The following is an 18,866-nucleotide window of genomic DNA, read 5'->3' on the forward strand; positions in this document are numbered from 1 at the left end:
CTTCAGAAGTTTTTATGCAGGCGATTGTCGCTAATGTTCGTTATAATCCGAACGAGATTAATGAGGCCGGCGAAATAAGAACTCGCCCCAGAACCAATGCAAAGGCCCCACTTCACCTGATTTGGCGGAAGAATGGCAGCGACGCCTCCCATTTCTTTTGAGATGAAGTATAAACAGTTTTGAAAAAACTTGATGCTGCTGTCTGGTTTCTCATCTTGTCCTTCGGCACTTTTGTCCTCTTTTTTCAATTCCATATCGAAGACCATACACTCCAGCACAAACACCGTTACGCCCTCCAGGATGTTCCACACACCTTTGGCGCGGGATGCATTCATCTTGGACTTGGACTTGCGCATCGCCAGCAGCAATCCCAATTCGATGAACGGGCTTGCAAAGCTGATGCCCCAGATGGCTCTCTGCAGAGCAACTTCCTCTTGGGTACCGACCGGGTATGACCCGGGAATTTTCGCGACCGAGAGTGCTATGCGCCATTTTTCTAAATTATACGCCTTGTTCTCCAAACGCTCCATTTCATCGAAATTCGGAGTATTCAGTGCCTCGGCATCGGTCATCGAAGCTACTAATCCTAATGTATCGCTGGCAAGAGCTGCAAACAGGTAAGATAATCCGCCCAATTGCGAGTAGATTTTAACCGCGTCACTCACTTTGTCTTTGTCGGCTTGAACTTCGGCAGTCGCTGAAGTCGACAACAAATCTGTGCGAGTCGTTCTCAATGTAGGCTTGTCATGAGACTCACCGGATAATAAACCGAATATCTGCTCGTAACTGCCGTTTTCGAACACAACTTGTTCGGCTGGAAACGGTGCTTTCCCAGCGATCAGTTTATAGGCGATCGTGGTTGGAATGGCCAAAACAAGCATGACGGCATCAAGAATGGATAAGTCGTTGCCCGCCAACTGGCGGTAAAAAGCACTAAAGAATGGAATTTCTATTTTTTCATTAATCCCGGATTGAATGTACTTTACGAGGTCCTCAACGAATTTAATGGCACCGACGACGATTTTCTGGATCGCGTCGATGAAGCCTACCGCAACATCAGAAGCCATCTTTTGAATGACATGGTTGAGAGTCAGCGTGTTGTCGTCGAACAACATCTGCAAATCTTCGACAAGCTGCTGTGCCGTTGTCTCGACCGATTGCAGCGTAGGCCAGATAATATCGTTCACGAAGGAGTGTATCGGATCACTCACGGCAGCAGTCTTTCCTGCAACTTCAGCAGCTCCACTATGCTGCAGATGATATTGACCCCAGTTCCCGCCTGGCGACATATGGACATCATTCAACATCTTCACCTTGTTAGCAGACTGTTGCTCCTGATAAACGCGTTGCTGCGAATGAATGGTTTGATCGCCTTCCGCGATCGGAGCAAGCTTGCGAGCTGCCTCTTTCAATTGCTCGAAGAAGGTGTTGACTGTACCTTCTATTTGATTGATCTTGGATTCGCCGAAAGCAAGTGATTCATTGGCCATGTGGACGAGCGAACGATGAACACGCTTAATATCTTCCCAATCGAAGATGAAACCAACCCATTTCGCAAGCTTATCGAGATCAATGCCAAGTGTTTTTTTCAGCACCCAGCTGATGACGCGAAACGACGTTTCGACGGAATCGATGATGAATTTGAAAACTTGTGTGCCTAGATTAATGCAAAATTCAACAACGTCGTTAACCACACGCATAAAGAAGGTTCCAATCTCATGGATCTTTTCTTCGATCCAATCCAGCGCATCCCCGATGGCCAGGCCAATGGCATCGATCCAATCGGGCACGCCTTGAATAGAGGGAGCTTCTCCGGGTTTCCAAAACGTGGTGCCCGCTTCATGAAATGACATACCCCACGCATAATTGACAGGCAGCGAGCTTGCATGAACGACAGAGCGGCTTACGGATCCCGCCGCGCGCATCGTTGCAGTGTGAGACAAATGTGAATGCTGAAGCGCGCTGTTGGCTGGAATCGTATCTATCAGCTGAGTCAAGTGCTTCAGAGCTTCCGCAGCGCTGGACAGAGTGCCGTCGCTGAATTTTTCTGTCAAAAGCGGCGTGCCGTCTTGCATATTTATTTTCTTCCAATCACTGCCGGACTGAATAAGTTTAAGTCCCTCTTTCACCTTGGTTGCTGGATTCACATCGACAACCTCTGCAAACAAATCGCACTGGATATGATAAATCGGCACCGAAATGTCGGTAACCCGATTAATAATGGTAATATTCCCACTGTAGTCGCTAGATACCGTTACTGGGTTATCGCGGTCAAGACTATGGGATTCGCCATTGATCGTTACATACGTCCAGGAAGAAGCCGTGAGCTGGAGCGGCTGCTGCATCATCAGCTTGCCGTTGGCGTCGCACAGTGAAATATGCGTCGTGTAGCTGTTGAATTCGATAATTTTATCGAGGGCTGGTAAATCTATCGTCGTTTCCTTCCAAAGGGTCGAGAACGGATCTTGATATAAATACGATAATTTGTTATTGCCCTTTACAATAATAAGCTCGTTCGTCAGCTTATATGGGTTGCGGAGTGCCGAAATTTGAGTCACTCCGGCTCGTATAGCTAGTGGCGGTGACCATTTGCCAATGTCGCTTTTCAACCCCTCAGTATGAACTAGCACTTCGTCTCCGATCACGACGAAAATGGAGACGCTGACAGCATCCTGTTTGACGATCAACTTGTGCACGCCGGAAACGAGCGCTTTGTCGATAATCGTTGTTTGTACACTTTGAGATGATTCAAAGAGAAAAATGCCATCTCCAGCCACATACAAATCGTCTGAGTTGCCGTTGCCGGGGAGAGTCGCAATCGATGTCGCGTTCGTAGAAAGCGGAAAATGATAATTGGCCGATTTGTGATAGATGGGATCAGGCAGCGATGTAAACTCAAGCGTTTGTCCTGCACTCGTTTCGTACAATGCATAGACGCCGGGATCTCCGTAAACTATTCCAATGGCCAAGTCTTTGATAGCAATCGCGTTTTCGGGAAGAGGGAATTTCCTCCACAACCAAGTGTTGTCCCCAACATTAGTGTTGAACACATAATGCTCAATCGAGCCTTCGATCGCAACGGCAGCAACACCGAGCGCAGACTGACCGTCGCAAGCACCGATCCATATTCCGCTTATCGAAGCATCGTTTGCGATAAACGGCCGCTTCACCCATTGTTTACCGACTTTCGACCAGTCTGTCAACGTCGTGTCGTTTGTAATGAATGGTGTCAAATAAAGCGTAGAGATGTCGCGTTTTCCTTTCGGTGACATCACAAGCGCAAGCAGCAAACGGCCGTCCACACCTTGCGCTACTTCGAAGGAAGTCGCTTCCATGTCCAACGCGATTGCCGTGCTCAAATTGTACTGCTGCCAACCCGACTTACTCGCTGAATCGCGCAAAATGACGTAAAAAACATTGTCGTTGCCGATAGAGAATATCATCGGATCACCAAGCGAATCTTGAACCGTCTTCATAACGTGTTGTGGATCGATCGAATGAGCGGCGCTTTGGTTTTTCATCAGCTCTGACGAAACCGTAAGCTCAATATGCGAAGCCGAAGTTGCACCTATTTTTTCACCGTTGTTCGTTACGGCTAATTGTAACGTATTCATAGTCAATGATTTCCCTCCAATTTATTTAGTGTTCGCTTTTGTATGTAATGTCCAATAGCAAGTTTCCTGCGTCATCCATTTGCGGGTTTTTGAAATAAAATACATCTCCTGCCGGAAGAATAAATCGGTTGCTCAAATCAGATAGGAATTTTTTAAACATATTAATCGAACCCTTCATGCTTTCATTGAAACTAGAACCTATTTGATCCAAATTTGTTTGATTGCTAGGGATTAGCGCAATGTCGCCCTTGCCAATCCAATTACCATCGGTCGATTTGGTCGCTTCGGGCACATTAAGCTCTACATGGAGCGGAAGTTGGCCATCTCCTGCGGAAATCGTCAGCTTGCCCGTCCAATCGATCGTCGCTGTTTCAGACACCCATTCATAGAAAACACAAGTAAATTCATTTTTATAACTCTTTGAAAAGGTGCCTTTCAAATCGATAGTCACCTGTGAAGCATTCACATTCTTATAAGTTACGTTCGCTGTGCGGTGATCGGTTTGGGTAATGTACGCGTTTACTTTGGTCAGATCCGATATACAGGTATTGAAGTTTTCTCGCGTGTATTTATTTTCTGTATTTTTGTCAAATGACCAGCCTGTTTCCGTTATGGAAGGATTACCGGCTTGAAGGCCGTCATTAATCTTTTGCAGTAGCCAGCGGTCCCAGAACAATCCGGACGAAATGACAAATTTACCACTATAATCTTGCGAAGTTACCCAATTCGTTGGAAATACACCAGCCCTTGGATCGTTCGGGAGCGGAGCGTTGTTTGCCATCATTAGAAAATTAAGCACATTCATGCCTTCGCTCGTTGGGTCATCAAAGGTGGAGAACGTGTTGGAAGTCGGAGCAAATGTGGCGGTGTGGCTGTCGGGATGGTTCTGGTTGTCTTCGATAGAGTATCCTAGAATGTATGGATTGTTTGTGCCTTTTAATGAATTGAAATAGTTGCTGATTGCTTGCTGAAATTGAGTGATCTGGCCGGGAGTAAGTTGTGAGCCGTTGGGGAATTTCATTCGTGTGTGGTTCATATCGAAACTCGCAAAGTCCGCATTTTCAAGGTCAAGGAACAGATGTTTGATTGAAAAAAATGCATCGCTAAATTTATCCAAATGTTCTTTTACGACGCTCGGCACGGCCGAACCCGCTTTGATGTGGTCTTGAGAAATTCGCTTCATGTCGAGATTAACTCGGAACGCATAGGTCCAATCCTTGAAGCTCACGCGGATTTGTTTGGCTTTGGCTCCGAAGCCTTCCCAATAAACAAACGTGCCAGAAGGCATATTCAACTTGAACAATACGGTGCGGTTCGTATCAGGCACGCTAAAGCTAACCGTAGGAGCGGACAGCTCCGCATGCAGCTCGATACCCGTGTCAGCCAACACGATATCAAGCTTCGGGTGAATTACTTGCCTTTTGAACAACTGTGAAAACTGGTAATTGACGGTGTCTTGCGTTAAAGACGCTACCATTTGAAAACCTTGCAGTAAATCGACATGTCTCATAGAAATCCTCCGAATTTTTTTTTGGAATCCAGCTATGAAAGCATATTCGAAAATACAAGTCTTATTCCTATATATCTGATGATCCATATGATGATTATATTCGTTAGTACTTTACTTGAATCAGATCGCCTTTTCAGAGATAATAGGTATTCATAAGGAAGATTAAGTAAGATTGAGCAAACAGAATGAAGCCATCTATCCAGGCATTAGTAGAGACCGGGAATAGGCTTAATGATGAGTTGACCTGGCTATTAATTGATACAAGTGAGGATAATCATCTAGCAGTAATTAGTCTTCCACTACATAATATTCCCCCAATAATCTCATAAGCGATAGTATAAAGGACGTGTAAGTATTGTCTAATCAATTTAAGAAAAGCGATTATAATCTTAAACATTTAAGAGCAGACTGTGAGAACTGTTTCGGCTTGTGTTGTGTCGCATTAAACTTCGGAGCCTCTGCAGATTTTGCAATGGATAAAGAGGCCGGCAAGCCATGCCCGAATCTGCAATTGGACTTCCGTTGTGGCATTCACAAAAGTCTCAGACAGCAGGGATTTAAAGGGTGTACTGTATTTGACTGTTTTGGCGCAGGGCAAAAGGTTTCCCAAGTCACTTTCGGAGAAGTCGACTGGAGTGAAGCTCCAGAAACGGCGAAGAAGATGTTCGATGTGTTCCCAATTATGAATCAACTCCATGAGATGCTATGGTATCTGACCGAAGCGTTGACGTTGAAAGCATCTAGTCCGATTCATACTGAACTTAATTTCGTGCTCGATGAGACGGTACGACTTACCGAACTTAGTCCAGATTCACTCATGGAACTAGATGTTCCATCACACCGTGCTGAGGTAAATGCTCTGCTTCTGCGGACAAGCCAACTAGTGCGGGCTAAGTCACTTCTCGAACTTAAGAGTTCCAAAAAAAGTCGGCAAACTGATCGTCGAGGAGCCGACCTTCTAGGTGCAAAGCTAAGAGGTGCTGATCTCAGAGGATCCGACTTCAGAGGAGCATACCTTATCGCGGCTGACCTCCGAGACGCCGACTTGAGAGTGACTGACCTTATCGGAGCTGATTTACGAGATGCGGACCTCAGAGGGGCTAATCTTACCGATAGCATCTTTCTCACTCAAGCTCAGATTAACTCGGCGAAGGGCGATATGGATACTAAATTACCACCTACATTAATTAGACCTGATCATTGGGTTAAAGTGGGTTAATCATATATTTTCAGAGTCGAGGGTTGTCGATATTGGAAGACAATTGAATAGGGAAAAGAGGTTTAGCTGATTGATATACTTAATTCTAGCTGCGGTCATTATTTTATTGGTTTATTTTGTTCTAAAGTTCTATCCAGCTCTTGGTGGAAAAAAATCGGAGGAAACTCTGAAGAGGATTCACGAATCTCGAAATTTCTCCAATGGCAAGTTCCTTAATCAAATTCCAACACCTATGGATATGAAAGTGAAAGACACCATTAAAGTTATGGGACGGATGATAATAGGCGATCCACTTAGAAGACCCAAAGGTGGCATTACAGCAAATCGCTTAGACCTCGATTTCGTTAAAGAAAATACAGTGGATCAAGTGACATGGTTTGGGCATTCGGCTTTATTGCTTAAAGTGAATGGATTGACCTTATTGTTAGATCCGATGTTTGGGAAATCTCCTTCACCTGTTCCGGTTTTTGGTCCTAAGCGATATAGTACTAAGCTACCCATGGAGATAGAAGAACTGCCCATCATTGATGCAGTGATATATTCCCATGATCATTATGATCACCTCGATTACGGCTCTGTTCTAAAGCTGAAAGGAAAAGTTAAACAATTCATCGTTCCGTTAGGTGTAGCAGGACATTTGGTGCGATGGGGTGTAGATCCGAATATTATTCAAGAACATGATTGGTGGGACGAGTTTACATATAGAGGACTTACGATCGCTAGTGCGCCAGCAAGGCATTTTTCAGGGCGGGGCTTAGGGGGTCAAGATACCTCTTTATGGTGTTCTTGGGTCATCATGAGTGAGCAAACGAGAGTGTTTTTTAGTGGAGATAGTGGGTATGGAACTCATTTCAAGGAGATTGGCAGCAAGTACGGACCGTTTGATTTAACTTTAATGGAATGCGGCCAATATAGTGAAGACTGGGCTGGTATTCATATGATGCCGGAAGAAACCTTGCAAGCCCATTTGGACGTACAAGGGAAACTGATGATCCCCATTCACTGGGGAGCCTTTACTTTGGCGGCACACAGCTGGACAGACCCCGTTGAACGAGCAGTTAAGGCTGCCAAGCAGCTAGGCACAGCTATAGCGACGCCAAGAATTGGAGAAACCGTCTCTATTGGAGCCGTAGAATATCCCAATTCTACATGGTGGAAATAAATGGAGATTGGTGCTAGATAAGTGAATCGGATTCTTTTGAGAAATATTGAAACCTCCTTTTATTTTAGGGAGGTTTTTTTATTGTATTGTACTCATTCGAATAAAATACACGTCATTATGACATATATATATTGCATTATGACGTGTATTAAGTATAATGAACTTATTAGGTGATGTAGCCAGTCATTTTTTGAGAGGAGCATGACTATGAAATGGTTCAATAGAAACAGGGTAGAAGACGAACGGATTGTCCATATGAAGAATAAGATTTACAAAGAGGTTTACACACTGATTATGATCATTTGTACGATATCGATTATCGTGAAAAATTTTACGCAGAGCGATTGGAAATCCTCTCTGCTAGAACTTGTTATTGTTCTAGTAGGAGGCTTGTATGTTGGTATCCGAAGTGTGTTTCTTGGCATATATTCGGACGAAGTTGAGCTACATGACAGTAGAAGCAAAATATCACTTAATACCCGACAAATCCTCATGAATCTGGGGAGTGGTGTCTTTCTAGCACTTTTTTTCGGTATTCGAAATGCGGTTATGTATGGAGATGGAACTTGGATAACGGGACTAAAGTATTTCTCACTCGTTGCCTTCATATCACTGGTGATCTACATTCCGCTCTTTGCTGGAGGAACCATGATTGTTCACCAACTTGCCAACAGAACAAGCCGGAGAATGTCTGAGAAAGACAATTTGGATTAATAAGGGAGGAAACAGGTGATTTGATATGAAGAATATCAAACTGAAGATGGCTCGGGTAGAGAAAGATCTTTCTCAGGAAGATTTAGCCCATCTTGTAGGTGTCTCAAGGCAAACGATTGGGTTAATTGAACTAGGTAAATATAATCCTAGCTTAAGCTTATGTATTGCCATATGCAGAGCGTTGTCTCGGACGTTGGATGATTTATTCTGGGAACAGGAATAAACGGTTGAACACATAACTAAATATTGAGGAGATGATGTACGCATATGTTAAGAAACAAGACTAGACAGATGCTAATTATTTTTACGCTGACGATTTCCGTGATCGGAGGAACCTTGTTCACCAATAGTAGCGTGTATGCCACTGCAGAAGTTGTTCCAGGTAAGGTAACAGAAGTCCGCACAGCAGGTGAGGCTATTCACGAATGGGAGTCTTGGACGGCGGAGCATGCATATAAGTTAGAATCAATTCAGCCCGTTGACGACCAGGAAGGAGCAGGACAATTCAAAGATTTAGACATGCTGAAGCCTTTATTGCATGATAAACGAATTGTTTTTCTGGGGGAAAGCTCCCATGGTGTCAGTGAGTTCAATTTGGCGAAGACTCGTTTGATCCAGTTCCTGCATCAGGAGATGGGATACAATGTTCTTGCATTTGAGAGTAGCTTGGGTAATACTTCGCTGGCTTACGGTAAATCAGTTGCACAGAGCGCCGAGCAGACGATGAAGGAGTCCATCTTCGGTGTATGGTGGACGAAAGAGACATTGCCGTTATTCGATTACATTAAGACAAGCCAAAAAACAGAACAGCCGCTGACTCTTACTGGGTTTGATATGCAATTGCAGTATCCGCTTCTCGATGGTAAGTGGCTGAATGACGATAAGTTGTCCCTTCGTCTACAAGAGGCAGAAGAGAAGTTGTCCGAGTATTCCGTCGGGACGGATCTTACAGCTTACCGGAAAGAGAAGGCCCATTTGATCCAGGTGTATAAGGACGTTATAAAATCTACGCAAACCGAATCGAGTCAGGCACTTCTGAAAAAGCTGTATCCTAATAATCCTCAGTTGCCTGTCCTTCTAGAGAGAAGTCTGAATGATCGGATTCATGTTGCCAAGGAATATGTGGAAATATCCATTAAATCGAGCATGGGTATGGTAGAAGGTGATTTCACAGGGTTTCTAAAGTCGATGGAATGGCGAGACAAGGCGATGTTGGACAATCTGATATGGCTTGCGACAGATGTGTATCCCACGGAGAAATTTATCGTATGGGCGCACAATGATCATATTCGCAAGGAGCAAAGTGAAGTGATGGGTTCACCGTATCCTGTTCAAATGATGGGTGAAATGCTTCCTGATGAAATGAAAAAATACAGCTATGTGCTTGGCCTATACGCTGCCAGCGGCCAAACAGCTGACAATATGGGTGAAATCCATGATGTTCTTCCATTGGAGCCCGGAACGGTCGAGTCGATCCTGTCCGCAGGCGGTTCACCGTACACCTTCATTGACTTGCGTTACCGCAACAATGAACGCGGAAACTCATGGATGTTTGAACCACGTTACAGCTACAGCTGGGGCATGATTCCAGAAAGTCTGGTTGCCCGTGATCAATATGATGGCATTCTACTTATTGATGATGTAACTCCGCCGCATTATCTCAGATAATTGTTATGAAATTTATTAGAAATTTATTATTATAGCGTATCCTTTCAAATATAACTTGAAAGGAGAAATATATGAAAAAAGTACTGAAAGTAATAAAAAAAATACTCGTTGGTTGTATGGGTTTAGTGTTCCTTTTGACAGCATCTATATTTATTTACCACAAGTACCAATTGAATCAGGAATCCGAATTGATTGAAAGTAAGGGGACATGGATTGACTTTAATAGCAATCATATGAATGTATATAGTGAGGGGAGCGGCGAGGATACATATGTATTTATGTCTGGAGCTGGTATAGCTGCTCCTATGTATGAGATGAAAGGGCTATATAGCAAATTTTCAACAGAAAATAAGATCGCTGTAATTGAAAGAGCGGGTTATGGTTATAGTGATGTTTTTCAAGATAAGAGAGAGATCGATACGATACTAGAACAGTCTAGAGAAGCGCTTATTCAGAGTGGGCATAAACCGCCGTATATATTAGTGCCACACTCTTTATCGGGGATAGAAGCTATCTACTGGGCACAGACTTACCCAGATGAAATTAAGGGTATTATCGCTTTAGATATTGGTTTACCTCAAGAGTATGTGGATTATAGAATCAGCTTAGCAGATTCATTAACAATAAGAGGAATGAATGTGTTAACAAAAATGGGTTTTCAACGATTATTTCCTTCCGCTACGTATGATCCTGAAGTGATTAAGCAATCTTTTTTAACGGAACAGGAAAAAGAAATTTATAAAGCAATATCGTATAAACAAGCCTTTAATGACGACATGGAGCAAGAAATATTACAGAGTTATGATAATGCCAAGAAATCGGTCGAGCTACCGCTACCTCATGATACACCTATCTTATTTCTGTCCGCGTATACGGATCAAAATAAAGATTCCAAATTCACAAAGCAAAATAATAAAAATTATTTGGAATTTGCAGAACAACTAGCCAGATCAGAAGTAATAAGAATGAAAGGGAAGCACTCGATTTACTTATATGCTCCCGATGAGATATACAATCTTGCCACACATTTTATCAATGAATAGTAGTGAGAAATTAACTGATTCTTATTCTGGAATGGAAGGTTTACGTTATATGAAGGGATACCGCATTTTGATTGTTGAAGACGATTTAATGATTGGTGAACTATTACAACAAATACTACAACAAGAAGAGTACTATGTACGCTGGGAGAAAGATGGAAGAGAAGTCATGGAACACATCCATAACATCGATTTAGTTATCATGGATGTGATGTTGCCAGGTGAAGATGGCTATCAATTGACTAAGAGAATAAAAGCACTTGGATTAAACATTCCTATTATTTTTCTATCTGCTCGACAAGATATGGATAGCAAACTCCACGGCTTAACAATGGGGGAGGACTATATGATCAAACCCTTTGACCCTAGAGAATTGTTACTACGAATGCAGAAAATGTTAGAACATCAATATGGGACTTATACGCAAATCAAACAATTATATATTGATGGAGAGCATAAGAGAGTCTACCATGAACATTTGCATGATGAAGTTGCTTTGACGGCCATTGAGCGTAAAATATTCTTTTACTTATATGATCATAAGGATCGAATCTTAACGAAGGAACATTTTTTGGATTATTTATGGCAACTTGAAGATCGGAATCACAATATCATTAATGTACACATCCAAAAAATCCGAACAAAAATCAATGATATCAATGGTGAAATTATTCAAAATATATATGGAGAAGGGTATAGACTAAATACCTATATGAAAAAATGAAATTAAAAAGGAAATATCAGTTAATATTATTTTCCATTATTATCTGTGTGCCATTATCATTAGTATTGATTAACTTCCTTATGATGGGGATCTATTATATTGCCTATACAGGTACGAAGAAGGACATTCCTTTTCATGAATCCTTTGCTTATCCGACAATGTTGGTCGCGTTTTTTTTATCATTATTTCTATTAGCCTTTTTATTCTCTAAATCGATTAACTCACTCTTAAATAAAATAAATGTTCTAAATATAACGATTCGGAATCTGGCGAGTGACGAAAAAACACCAAATAAACTAGATGTTAATAGTGATGATGAAATAGGCGCACTGATCAGGTCGGTGAATTTATTAATTGAAAGAACAACATATAGAGAATTAGAACTTAAACAACAAGAGGAGATCAAAAAGGAGCTTTTGACTAAATTAAGGCATGATATCAATACACCTTTAACAGCTATAAGACTGCAGTTATTTTATTTAGAAGGTAAAACTAATGATCAAGCCCTCATATTAGAATCCATAGATCAACAAGTACAATATGTTGCTGAATTAACCAATGAATTTAATTTACATTCCACAGATTCCTTGGATAATTCTTATATTGTGAATGACGAAGTAAATATGAATGAGTTACTAGGAAGCATGGTTAAGAAATGGGGTTATCTATACAGCATCCAAAATATTGAATTAACATATAGCCCAGTAGGTAAAGACCTGATATGGACGAGTAACGTTCTGTGGCTCCAAAGATTATTTGATAACATTTTTCAAAATACGTTAAAACATTCAAAGGCTAAAAAGCTTGAGGTAATCATTGATCATCAGGTTGTGTCGATTAGAGATAATGGCATTGGTTTCGATATGAATCGTAATAATAAGGGGCTAGGATTAAAAATAATAGAAGATATAGCTAATGTACTAAAGATACAATATACGCTTCAATCAAATATAGAGGGGACTTTGTTTTGTTTTACCATCGAAGACAATCCATAAATACCCCTTTATAGAAAAGGGCATCCAATAGCCGAGTAGACTGCAGGTTGAAATACTGCATTTCCCTCGGGCTTTTTTACAAGTTGAGGACATATGTCCTTCCCACAATACTTGGATATATTATTTAATGATATAGAGAAAAGTATTAGGTAGGGAGAGAGACGATGAAAGGGATGTTATTTGCGTTTTTAGGCGGTGCCTTTATTACTCTGCAAGGGGTAGCGAATGCTCGGATTAGTCAAGATACCGGCACATGGCAAGCTGCGACTCTCACACAGTTCACTGGATTCGTTACAGCGTTACTAATCCTATTGTTCGTTCGGGATGGGAAATGGCAAGGATTTAAGCAAGTGAAACCGCTATATTTGACGGGTGGTGCCTTAGCCGCGGTTATTATTTTCAGTAATGTCTCGGCTATCCAGCATATTGGGGTTACGCTTAGTGTATCTGCACTAATGATTGCCCAGCTAAGTCTGACTTTTATAATAGATATTAATGGATGGTTCGGTGTGGTGAAGCAGAAGATGAGGATACCGCAGTTCATTGGGATCGGGTTGATGATAGCGGGTGTAGTGATCCTAGGCTTGTGATAGTATGTATATGCTATAAAGATGATAGCTTAATGACTAGAGGTGTAACTGAGTAATGAAAGAAATTAAAGATCGTGAGCAACTAGCATTTTATTTACATGCTCATCAACTAGAATCCGTATTTAATGAGCAATTAATACCGCATTTGTCGCTATACAGCTTTGAGCAAGGGGAACTCATCTGTTCCCAAGGAGATCCTGCACTGGTTCTATACGTTCTTGTTAAAGGGAAGGTTAAAATCTATACCACTTCGGTGGAAGGCAAAACACTTATTCTCTCTTTTAAAACACCACTTGAGGCCATTGGCGATATTGAATACGTACAGGGTATTAACATTGTCAATACGGTTGAGGCAGTATCGTCTGTCTGTATGATCGGTGTTCATCATCGCTGGTTAAAAAAATACGGAAGTGATTATTCACCGTTGCTGCAATTCTTACTGAATATCATTACACGAAAGTTTCGCATTAAAAACAATTCTTTGAGCTTCAATTTGATGCATCCAGTGGAAGTACGATTAGCAAGCTATTTATTATCTGTTTCCTTTGATGAATCCGATGCTTTATTTAAAGGTCAACAAAGTGCAGTTAGTATAAGGGATGCAGCAAACTTCATTGGAACTAGCTATAGACATCTGAATCGCGTGATTGGGCAGTTCTGTACAGAGGGTCTGATAGAGCGGAACAAAGGGTTCATTCTTGTGAAAGATAGGGAAAGATTAAGTGCGCTTTCAGGTCATAATATCTACGAATAAGTTCAATTAGTGTACCAGGATAAACATCAGCAAATGGGAGAGTAAAGGTTATGATTCTAGGAATAGTATTGGCGATTGTAGCAGGTTCGCTAGTCAGTCTTCAAAATATTTTTAACAGTAAGGTGAATGAACAAGCGGGATCTTGGGCGACGACTACATTAGTATTAGGTATGGGATTCCTAGCTTCACTGGTGATGGGACTAATCTTTGAAGGAAAGGAACTATTTACCCTCCACGATATGCAACTTTGGTACTGGTTCAGTGGAATAATCGGAGTAGGCGTGGTCATCTGTATGGTACAGGGGATAAAACGGCTTGGTCCTACATATGCCATTTCTATCGTTATGACAGCGCAGCTCGGGTGTGCTTTATTGTGGGACTCTATGGGCTGGTTAGGTCTGAAACAGGTTCCTTTTACCTTCAAGCAGTTGATAGGTGTACTGGTTATCATCGGTGGCATTTGTATATTTAAATTAGGTGGTGAACGGAGATTGAAGCACATTATAAAAGAATAAATCAAGGGCTCTGGAAGTCTTTTGAAGCCATAGACTTGAAGAGCTACATCGTATTTTAATGTAGATAGAGAAGAGGCTTTACATTCTAGCAGGGACGATAGCGGCGACTCCGTTAATACTGACATTAAAAGCAGGGACAGATTTATAAATATCTGTCCCTGCTTAAAAATTAACGCTGCTCATGGTGAGGAGAATTGAAGTTGTTCATTTTTATTGTCGCACTTTAATTTTATAATCTTTCTCCAGATATTTATGGATTCTTTGGAAGTCGGATGCGGTTAACTCAGTAAGCTTCATGTTTTTCTCACGTCCAAGAATAATACCGATGGTCTGCGCTGCTAGGGCGGTGGTTGGCATAATACGTGCGCTGCCGTAAGCTTTGATATTGGCTCCTACATTTTTCCCCACAACGAGGACATTATCATAAGACTTTAGCTGAAATGAACGCAGAGGCAGACCGTAACGATCAGGTTTACCAAAACCGATCCCTGTCGGAATGGTTTTAGTGCCCTGTAGATCTATTGAATAACCCCCAATGCTGACATTATCCCAGAACATTCTGTTATTCATTAAATCCGGATAATCGAGCACATATTTGGTCTCGTACCGATTGTAGTCCCGGATATATAAATATTCGGGGAAGCCGTTCAGCTCTGCCTTCGCAAAGCCCGGTATATTATTGCGTAAAAAGCTCAATATGTATGGCGCTTCGGCACGACCTTTCGTAATCGCTGATTGTACCGATTTTGGATCAGAGGGATTGACATCATAAATCAGCAAAGCGTTGATGATAACCTCCCCGTTCTTCTGATCAGTTACATTTAACCCACGCAACTTGAGTGGACTATTATGGGGTTTATATTTTCCGGTAATATTGCTGAATCCGGTGGCAAAGTGCCAATCTACATAGGTGTTAGGACCATATTTTTTCCGCACGTTCGTCAATGGATAATCCTCGAGGATCGTTTGATGGAGTTTGCCCCAATTGACATTTTTGAATTTCAGCATATAAGTAGCAGCCATATAATCCGGCTGTTTTCCGTTATAGAGAGTCTCCATTCCGGGAATACGTTTGTCGATAAGTCTACTGCTAAGGGCATTGAAATCGGTATTTTCAACCCAGTATTTAGACTGAATCGTATATTGGGTACCGTCCTTTCCATGATAAGTGAGAGACTGTAGGGACTTGTCCTTGTTTGAGGAAACACTGTTAATTGAATCGATAACAATACCACTTTTGAGGGGGATACCCTTAATAATCTTGTTATAATAGCTCTCAAAATCGAGAGATTTTCGGATTGTGCCTGCATTATACCTGTCAAAGAGGTTTTTTATCTCACCTTGAACCAGGCTTTTTCCATTATTATCGTTAACATCATCAAGAGAATACATCTGTCCCTGAATTAACTCCCCACCTGGCTTGCTACGAGGATCGAGAATAAGCACCTTTAGCCCTAGGTTCCGGGCTTCACGGGCAAGCAATACACCTTGAATTTCACTTCCGATCACAACAACATCATAGTGACTTGGTGTAACTACGGAAGGAGATTTGGATTGTGCCGTTACGACAAAAGGATTAGATAAGAGAAACTGAAAGGTGAGTACGGTAAGTAGCAGTCTTTTAAGACCATAGGATACATTCTTCTTAGTTAACATTTCTTCTTATTTCACCTCTTGATATTATTAGAATTTAAAGTGTATTTTAGGCAAATAGTACTTAATTTCCTTGAATGATATTCTACTACAAATAGGTTCTTTTTGCCTACAATGATTAGTTAGCTATCCTCAGTTAAGAAATCGCCGATAAAACCATACACACGAGTAGAGAAACTGTTTCGAGGTTCAATCATATACGGTTGGATTGTCTAGGAATCCACGTCGTTTTGTCGAATTATCACTTTGTAATAACGGAAGATTATGATACTATGGGACTAATAAAGCTATTCAGATCACGGCAAACCTTTCGAAAGATCGGGACGCAAAGCTATAGGGCCTTCCTAGTTGGATGGTAGCCAGTTACCGAACGGACAGTTTTTTTGTTGCGTTCAGTTAATAGAACTTTAGACGATAATGGCAAACCTATCGAAAGGTAGGGACGCAAAGCTATAGGGCCTTCTAAATTAAGATGGCAGCCTGGCCACCGAAGGGGGTTGTATGGATGAGAAAGTTAATGTTACTTCTGGTTGCACTTGTTGTCTTATGTCCATTGTTTAGTGGAACAACAATCTATGCTGCTGAAGGTACTTGGTTAAATGAAGCTAGTGTAAGCAAGGGAATTATTAGTGTGCAGTATGATGTGAAGGCAGATGTTAAGACAAAGCTCTTAATTATTAAAGGTCAAGAGCAATATTCTTATAATTTAGCTACCGGCGAGCAAGTAGAGGCATTTCCTCTTCAATTAGGAAACGGTGATTATACAATTAGCGTATTGGAACAAACAGGTGGGAATAAATATCAAGTTGTGTATAAGGATACAATCAAGCTTGATTTGAGCGATAGCTCCATAGTGTATTTGAATTCAATTCAGAATGTCAATTGGAATGATACAAGCCTAGCTGTTCAAAAGGCCAAAGAGTTAACAAAGAATTCAGCATCGGATACGGAAAAAGTAAAAGTTATTTATAATTATGTGATTAACAATATTAAATATGATAACAAACTGGCATCAAGCGCTCCGGCAGATTATCTTCCTCAAATCGATCGTACATTATCGTCAAAAAAAGATATTTGTTATGGGTATTCTGCTTTGTTTGCAGCGATGCTGCGGAGTGTTGACGTTCCTACGAAGATGGTCATGGGTACGACCAAATATGTGGATTCCTATCATGCTTGGAATGAAGTCTATTTAAATCATAAATGGGTAACCGTGGATACAACGGTTGATGCAGGTTGGAAGGGTACTACTACAGTTTTCACGATGATAAAAGATGCATCTAAATACTCAGTATCCAAACAATATTAAATAAAAACTTTGCTAAAGAAGCCATGAACATTACGTTCATGTGCTTTTTCATTTTACGAATTATGTTATTCTTATCACAAGAAATGATAATAATAAATTCCCATGATTAAGGAGTATTATATGAAGGTGATTCTTGTAGATGATGAGCAACTCGCTATCGATTACCTGGAACGTCAACTTATGAAGCTTACAGATATAGAAGTGATCGGCAAATTTATAGATCCGATTATTGGAAGAGAGGAGATTCTCCTTAAGGAAGTAGACTTGGTTTTTTTAGATATAAGCTTACCTGAAATAAGTGGAATTGAGCTAGCAGAACAGCTCCTCGAGCAGAAGCCAGATTTAAATATTGTATTTGTAACGGCGTATAATGAATATGCAGTTAAAGCTTTTGAACTAAATGCTGTAGATTATATAGTGAAACCAGTTGGAGCGGATCGCTTAACTAAAACCATAGATCGGATTAGTGAACGCGTAGAATCTAAGCAAGTTGAGACTGAAATTGAGACGCTTACGTTGCGGATGAATATATTTAGACAAGTGACCGTAGAAGTCTCGAATCGACACTTTTCTGTGATTCAATGGCGTACGGCGAAAGCGCAGGAGTTGTTTCTATATTTACTTCAGCATCGTGGTCAACTCGTTCGTAAATCGGTGTTGATTGATATGCTATGGCCGGAGCATGAACCGGATAAAGTATATTCGCAATTATATACTGCCATTTATCATATTCGTAAAACACTGACATCATATGGTGGACATTTTCAAATTGTTAATTCAATGGAGAATTATGTTCTGACTATTGAAGATGTTCAGTTAGACGTAGAAGAGTGGGAGACTAAATTAGCTTCATCCCCACCTCTATCAGCAGATACTATAGACGACTACATAGAAATCATGAAACTATATACCGGTAATTACCTGCAGGAATATGATTATTGGTGGGCGGAAAGTGAACGTCAACGGCTAAAGGAATTGTGGCTTAGCATTTCTTATGGGATCGCAGATTGGTATGAGGAACAGGGTCAGATGGAGGAGTCTATATTTTGGTATATTGAAATATGTGTTCAGCATGTGCAAGAGGAAAAGGCCCATTTTGCTCTAATGAAAATATATGCACGCATGGACAATTATATATTGGTTAATCGACAGTATAGCTCTTTGATTGCGACTTTGTTGGATGAATTTAATGAACCACCCAGCGCGTATATTACAGAGTGGTATGAGCAATGGTTGGTACGTCAAGGTAGTAATTGAATAACTGAACTAAATAGAACTAACTGCAACTCGACAAGATGCACCCTCTAAGTGGGAAGTCTCTCGGGTTCTTTGCGTTTGTTCAGAAATTGTATAGATGTTCACTGTATACTTCAATAAGTGATAACTTTCAACACTTTAG

Annotated in this window: 16 protein-coding genes and 2 riboswitches; of the genes, 13 read left to right on the forward strand and 3 right to left on the reverse strand. The window is 41.1% G+C overall.

Annotation, left to right across the window (positions count from 1 at the left end):
* Nucleotides 1-2: 2 nt before the first annotated feature.
* Both J2T13_RS13520 and J2T13_RS13525 read right to left on the reverse strand, forming a co-directional pair.
* Nucleotides 3-3,614 carry a hypothetical protein gene (locus J2T13_RS13520; protein WP_429372059.1) on the reverse strand — a complete coding sequence of 1,204 codons (3,612 nt, stop codon included), beginning with the start codon at nucleotides 3,612-3,614 and terminating at the stop codon, nucleotides 3-5.
* Between the two features lie 25 nt (nucleotides 3,615-3,639).
* Complete coding sequence (locus J2T13_RS13525) at nucleotides 3,640-5,124, reverse strand: hypothetical protein (RefSeq protein WP_429372061.1); 1,485 nt, start codon at nucleotides 5,122-5,124, stop codon at nucleotides 3,640-3,642.
* A gap of 355 nt (nucleotides 5,125-5,479) precedes the next feature.
* Here J2T13_RS13525 and J2T13_RS13530 point away from each other — a divergent pair, with 355 nt between their 5' ends.
* From J2T13_RS13530 to J2T13_RS13580, 11 genes are all read left to right on the forward strand, one after another.
* On the forward strand, nucleotides 5,480-6,343 hold the full coding sequence (locus J2T13_RS13530; protein WP_429372063.1) for a pentapeptide repeat-containing protein: 864 nt from the start codon (nucleotides 5,480-5,482) through the stop codon (nucleotides 6,341-6,343).
* Between the two features lie 232 nt (nucleotides 6,344-6,575).
* Complete coding sequence (locus tag J2T13_RS13535) at nucleotides 6,576-7,505, forward strand: MBL fold metallo-hydrolase (RefSeq protein WP_429372253.1); 930 nt, start codon at nucleotides 6,576-6,578, stop codon at nucleotides 7,503-7,505.
* A gap of 207 nt (nucleotides 7,506-7,712) precedes the next feature.
* Nucleotides 7,713-8,219, forward strand: coding sequence for a DUF6773 family protein (locus J2T13_RS13540; RefSeq protein WP_429372065.1), 507 nt, complete (start codon nucleotides 7,713-7,715; stop codon nucleotides 8,217-8,219).
* A gap of 25 nt (nucleotides 8,220-8,244) precedes the next feature.
* Complete coding sequence (locus J2T13_RS13545) at nucleotides 8,245-8,442, forward strand: helix-turn-helix transcriptional regulator (RefSeq protein ID WP_429372067.1); 198 nt, start codon at nucleotides 8,245-8,247, stop codon at nucleotides 8,440-8,442.
* 44 nt (nucleotides 8,443-8,486) lie between these two features.
* Nucleotides 8,487-9,887, forward strand: coding sequence for an erythromycin esterase family protein (locus tag J2T13_RS13550; RefSeq protein ID WP_429372069.1), 1,401 nt, complete (start codon nucleotides 8,487-8,489; stop codon nucleotides 9,885-9,887).
* Between the two features lie 71 nt (nucleotides 9,888-9,958).
* Entirely contained in the window at nucleotides 9,959-10,930 is a 972-nt protein-coding gene (locus J2T13_RS13555; protein ID WP_429372071.1) for an alpha/beta fold hydrolase, read from the forward strand.
* A 49-nt stretch (nucleotides 10,931-10,979) separates the two neighbouring features.
* Nucleotides 10,980-11,651, forward strand: a complete 672-nt coding sequence (locus J2T13_RS13560; RefSeq protein ID WP_429372255.1) for a response regulator transcription factor — start codon at nucleotides 10,980-10,982, stop codon at nucleotides 11,649-11,651.
* On the forward strand, nucleotides 11,648-12,646 hold the full coding sequence (locus J2T13_RS13565; RefSeq protein WP_429372073.1) for a sensor histidine kinase: 999 nt from the start codon (nucleotides 11,648-11,650) through the stop codon (nucleotides 12,644-12,646). Before J2T13_RS13560 ends, J2T13_RS13565 begins: the two co-directional genes overlap by 4 nt.
* A 164-nt stretch (nucleotides 12,647-12,810) precedes the next feature.
* Nucleotides 12,811-13,236 carry a DMT family transporter gene (locus J2T13_RS13570; protein WP_429372075.1) on the forward strand — a complete coding sequence of 142 codons (426 nt, stop codon included), beginning with the start codon at nucleotides 12,811-12,813 and terminating at the stop codon, nucleotides 13,234-13,236.
* A 55-nt stretch (nucleotides 13,237-13,291) separates the two neighbouring features.
* Complete coding sequence (locus tag J2T13_RS13575; protein WP_429372077.1) at nucleotides 13,292-13,990, forward strand: Crp/Fnr family transcriptional regulator; 699 nt, start codon at nucleotides 13,292-13,294, stop codon at nucleotides 13,988-13,990.
* Between the two features lie 50 nt (nucleotides 13,991-14,040).
* Nucleotides 14,041-14,505, forward strand: coding sequence for a DMT family transporter (locus J2T13_RS13580; RefSeq protein WP_429372079.1), 465 nt, complete (start codon nucleotides 14,041-14,043; stop codon nucleotides 14,503-14,505).
* Nucleotides 14,506-14,715: 210 nt separating this feature from the next.
* Here the strand turns inward: J2T13_RS13580 and J2T13_RS13585 are convergent, their stop codons facing one another.
* Nucleotides 14,716-16,161 carry an FAD-dependent oxidoreductase gene (locus tag J2T13_RS13585; protein WP_429372081.1) on the reverse strand — a complete coding sequence of 482 codons (1,446 nt, stop codon included), beginning with the start codon at nucleotides 16,159-16,161 and terminating at the stop codon, nucleotides 14,716-14,718.
* A gap of 287 nt (nucleotides 16,162-16,448) precedes the next feature.
* A riboswitch (cyclic di-GMP riboswitch) is annotated at nucleotides 16,449-16,529 on the forward strand.
* A gap of 38 nt (nucleotides 16,530-16,567) precedes the next feature.
* A riboswitch (cyclic di-GMP riboswitch) is annotated at nucleotides 16,568-16,650 on the forward strand.
* Nucleotides 16,651-16,663: 13 nt separating this feature from the next.
* Between J2T13_RS13585 and J2T13_RS13590 the strand changes: the two genes are divergently transcribed.
* Nucleotides 16,664-17,467 carry a transglutaminase-like domain-containing protein gene (locus J2T13_RS13590; protein WP_429372083.1) on the forward strand — a complete coding sequence of 268 codons (804 nt, stop codon included), beginning with the start codon at nucleotides 16,664-16,666 and terminating at the stop codon, nucleotides 17,465-17,467.
* Between the two features lie 120 nt (nucleotides 17,468-17,587).
* Nucleotides 17,588-18,724 (forward strand): response regulator, encoded by a 1,137-nt coding sequence (locus J2T13_RS13595; RefSeq protein ID WP_429372085.1) that lies wholly within the window; start codon nucleotides 17,588-17,590, stop codon nucleotides 18,722-18,724.
* Nucleotides 18,725-18,866: the final 142 nt, after the last annotated feature.

Source organism: Paenibacillus sp. DS2015, from assembly GCF_050433705.1.
Lineage (GTDB): Bacteria > Bacillota > Bacilli > Paenibacillales > Paenibacillaceae > Paenibacillus_AQ.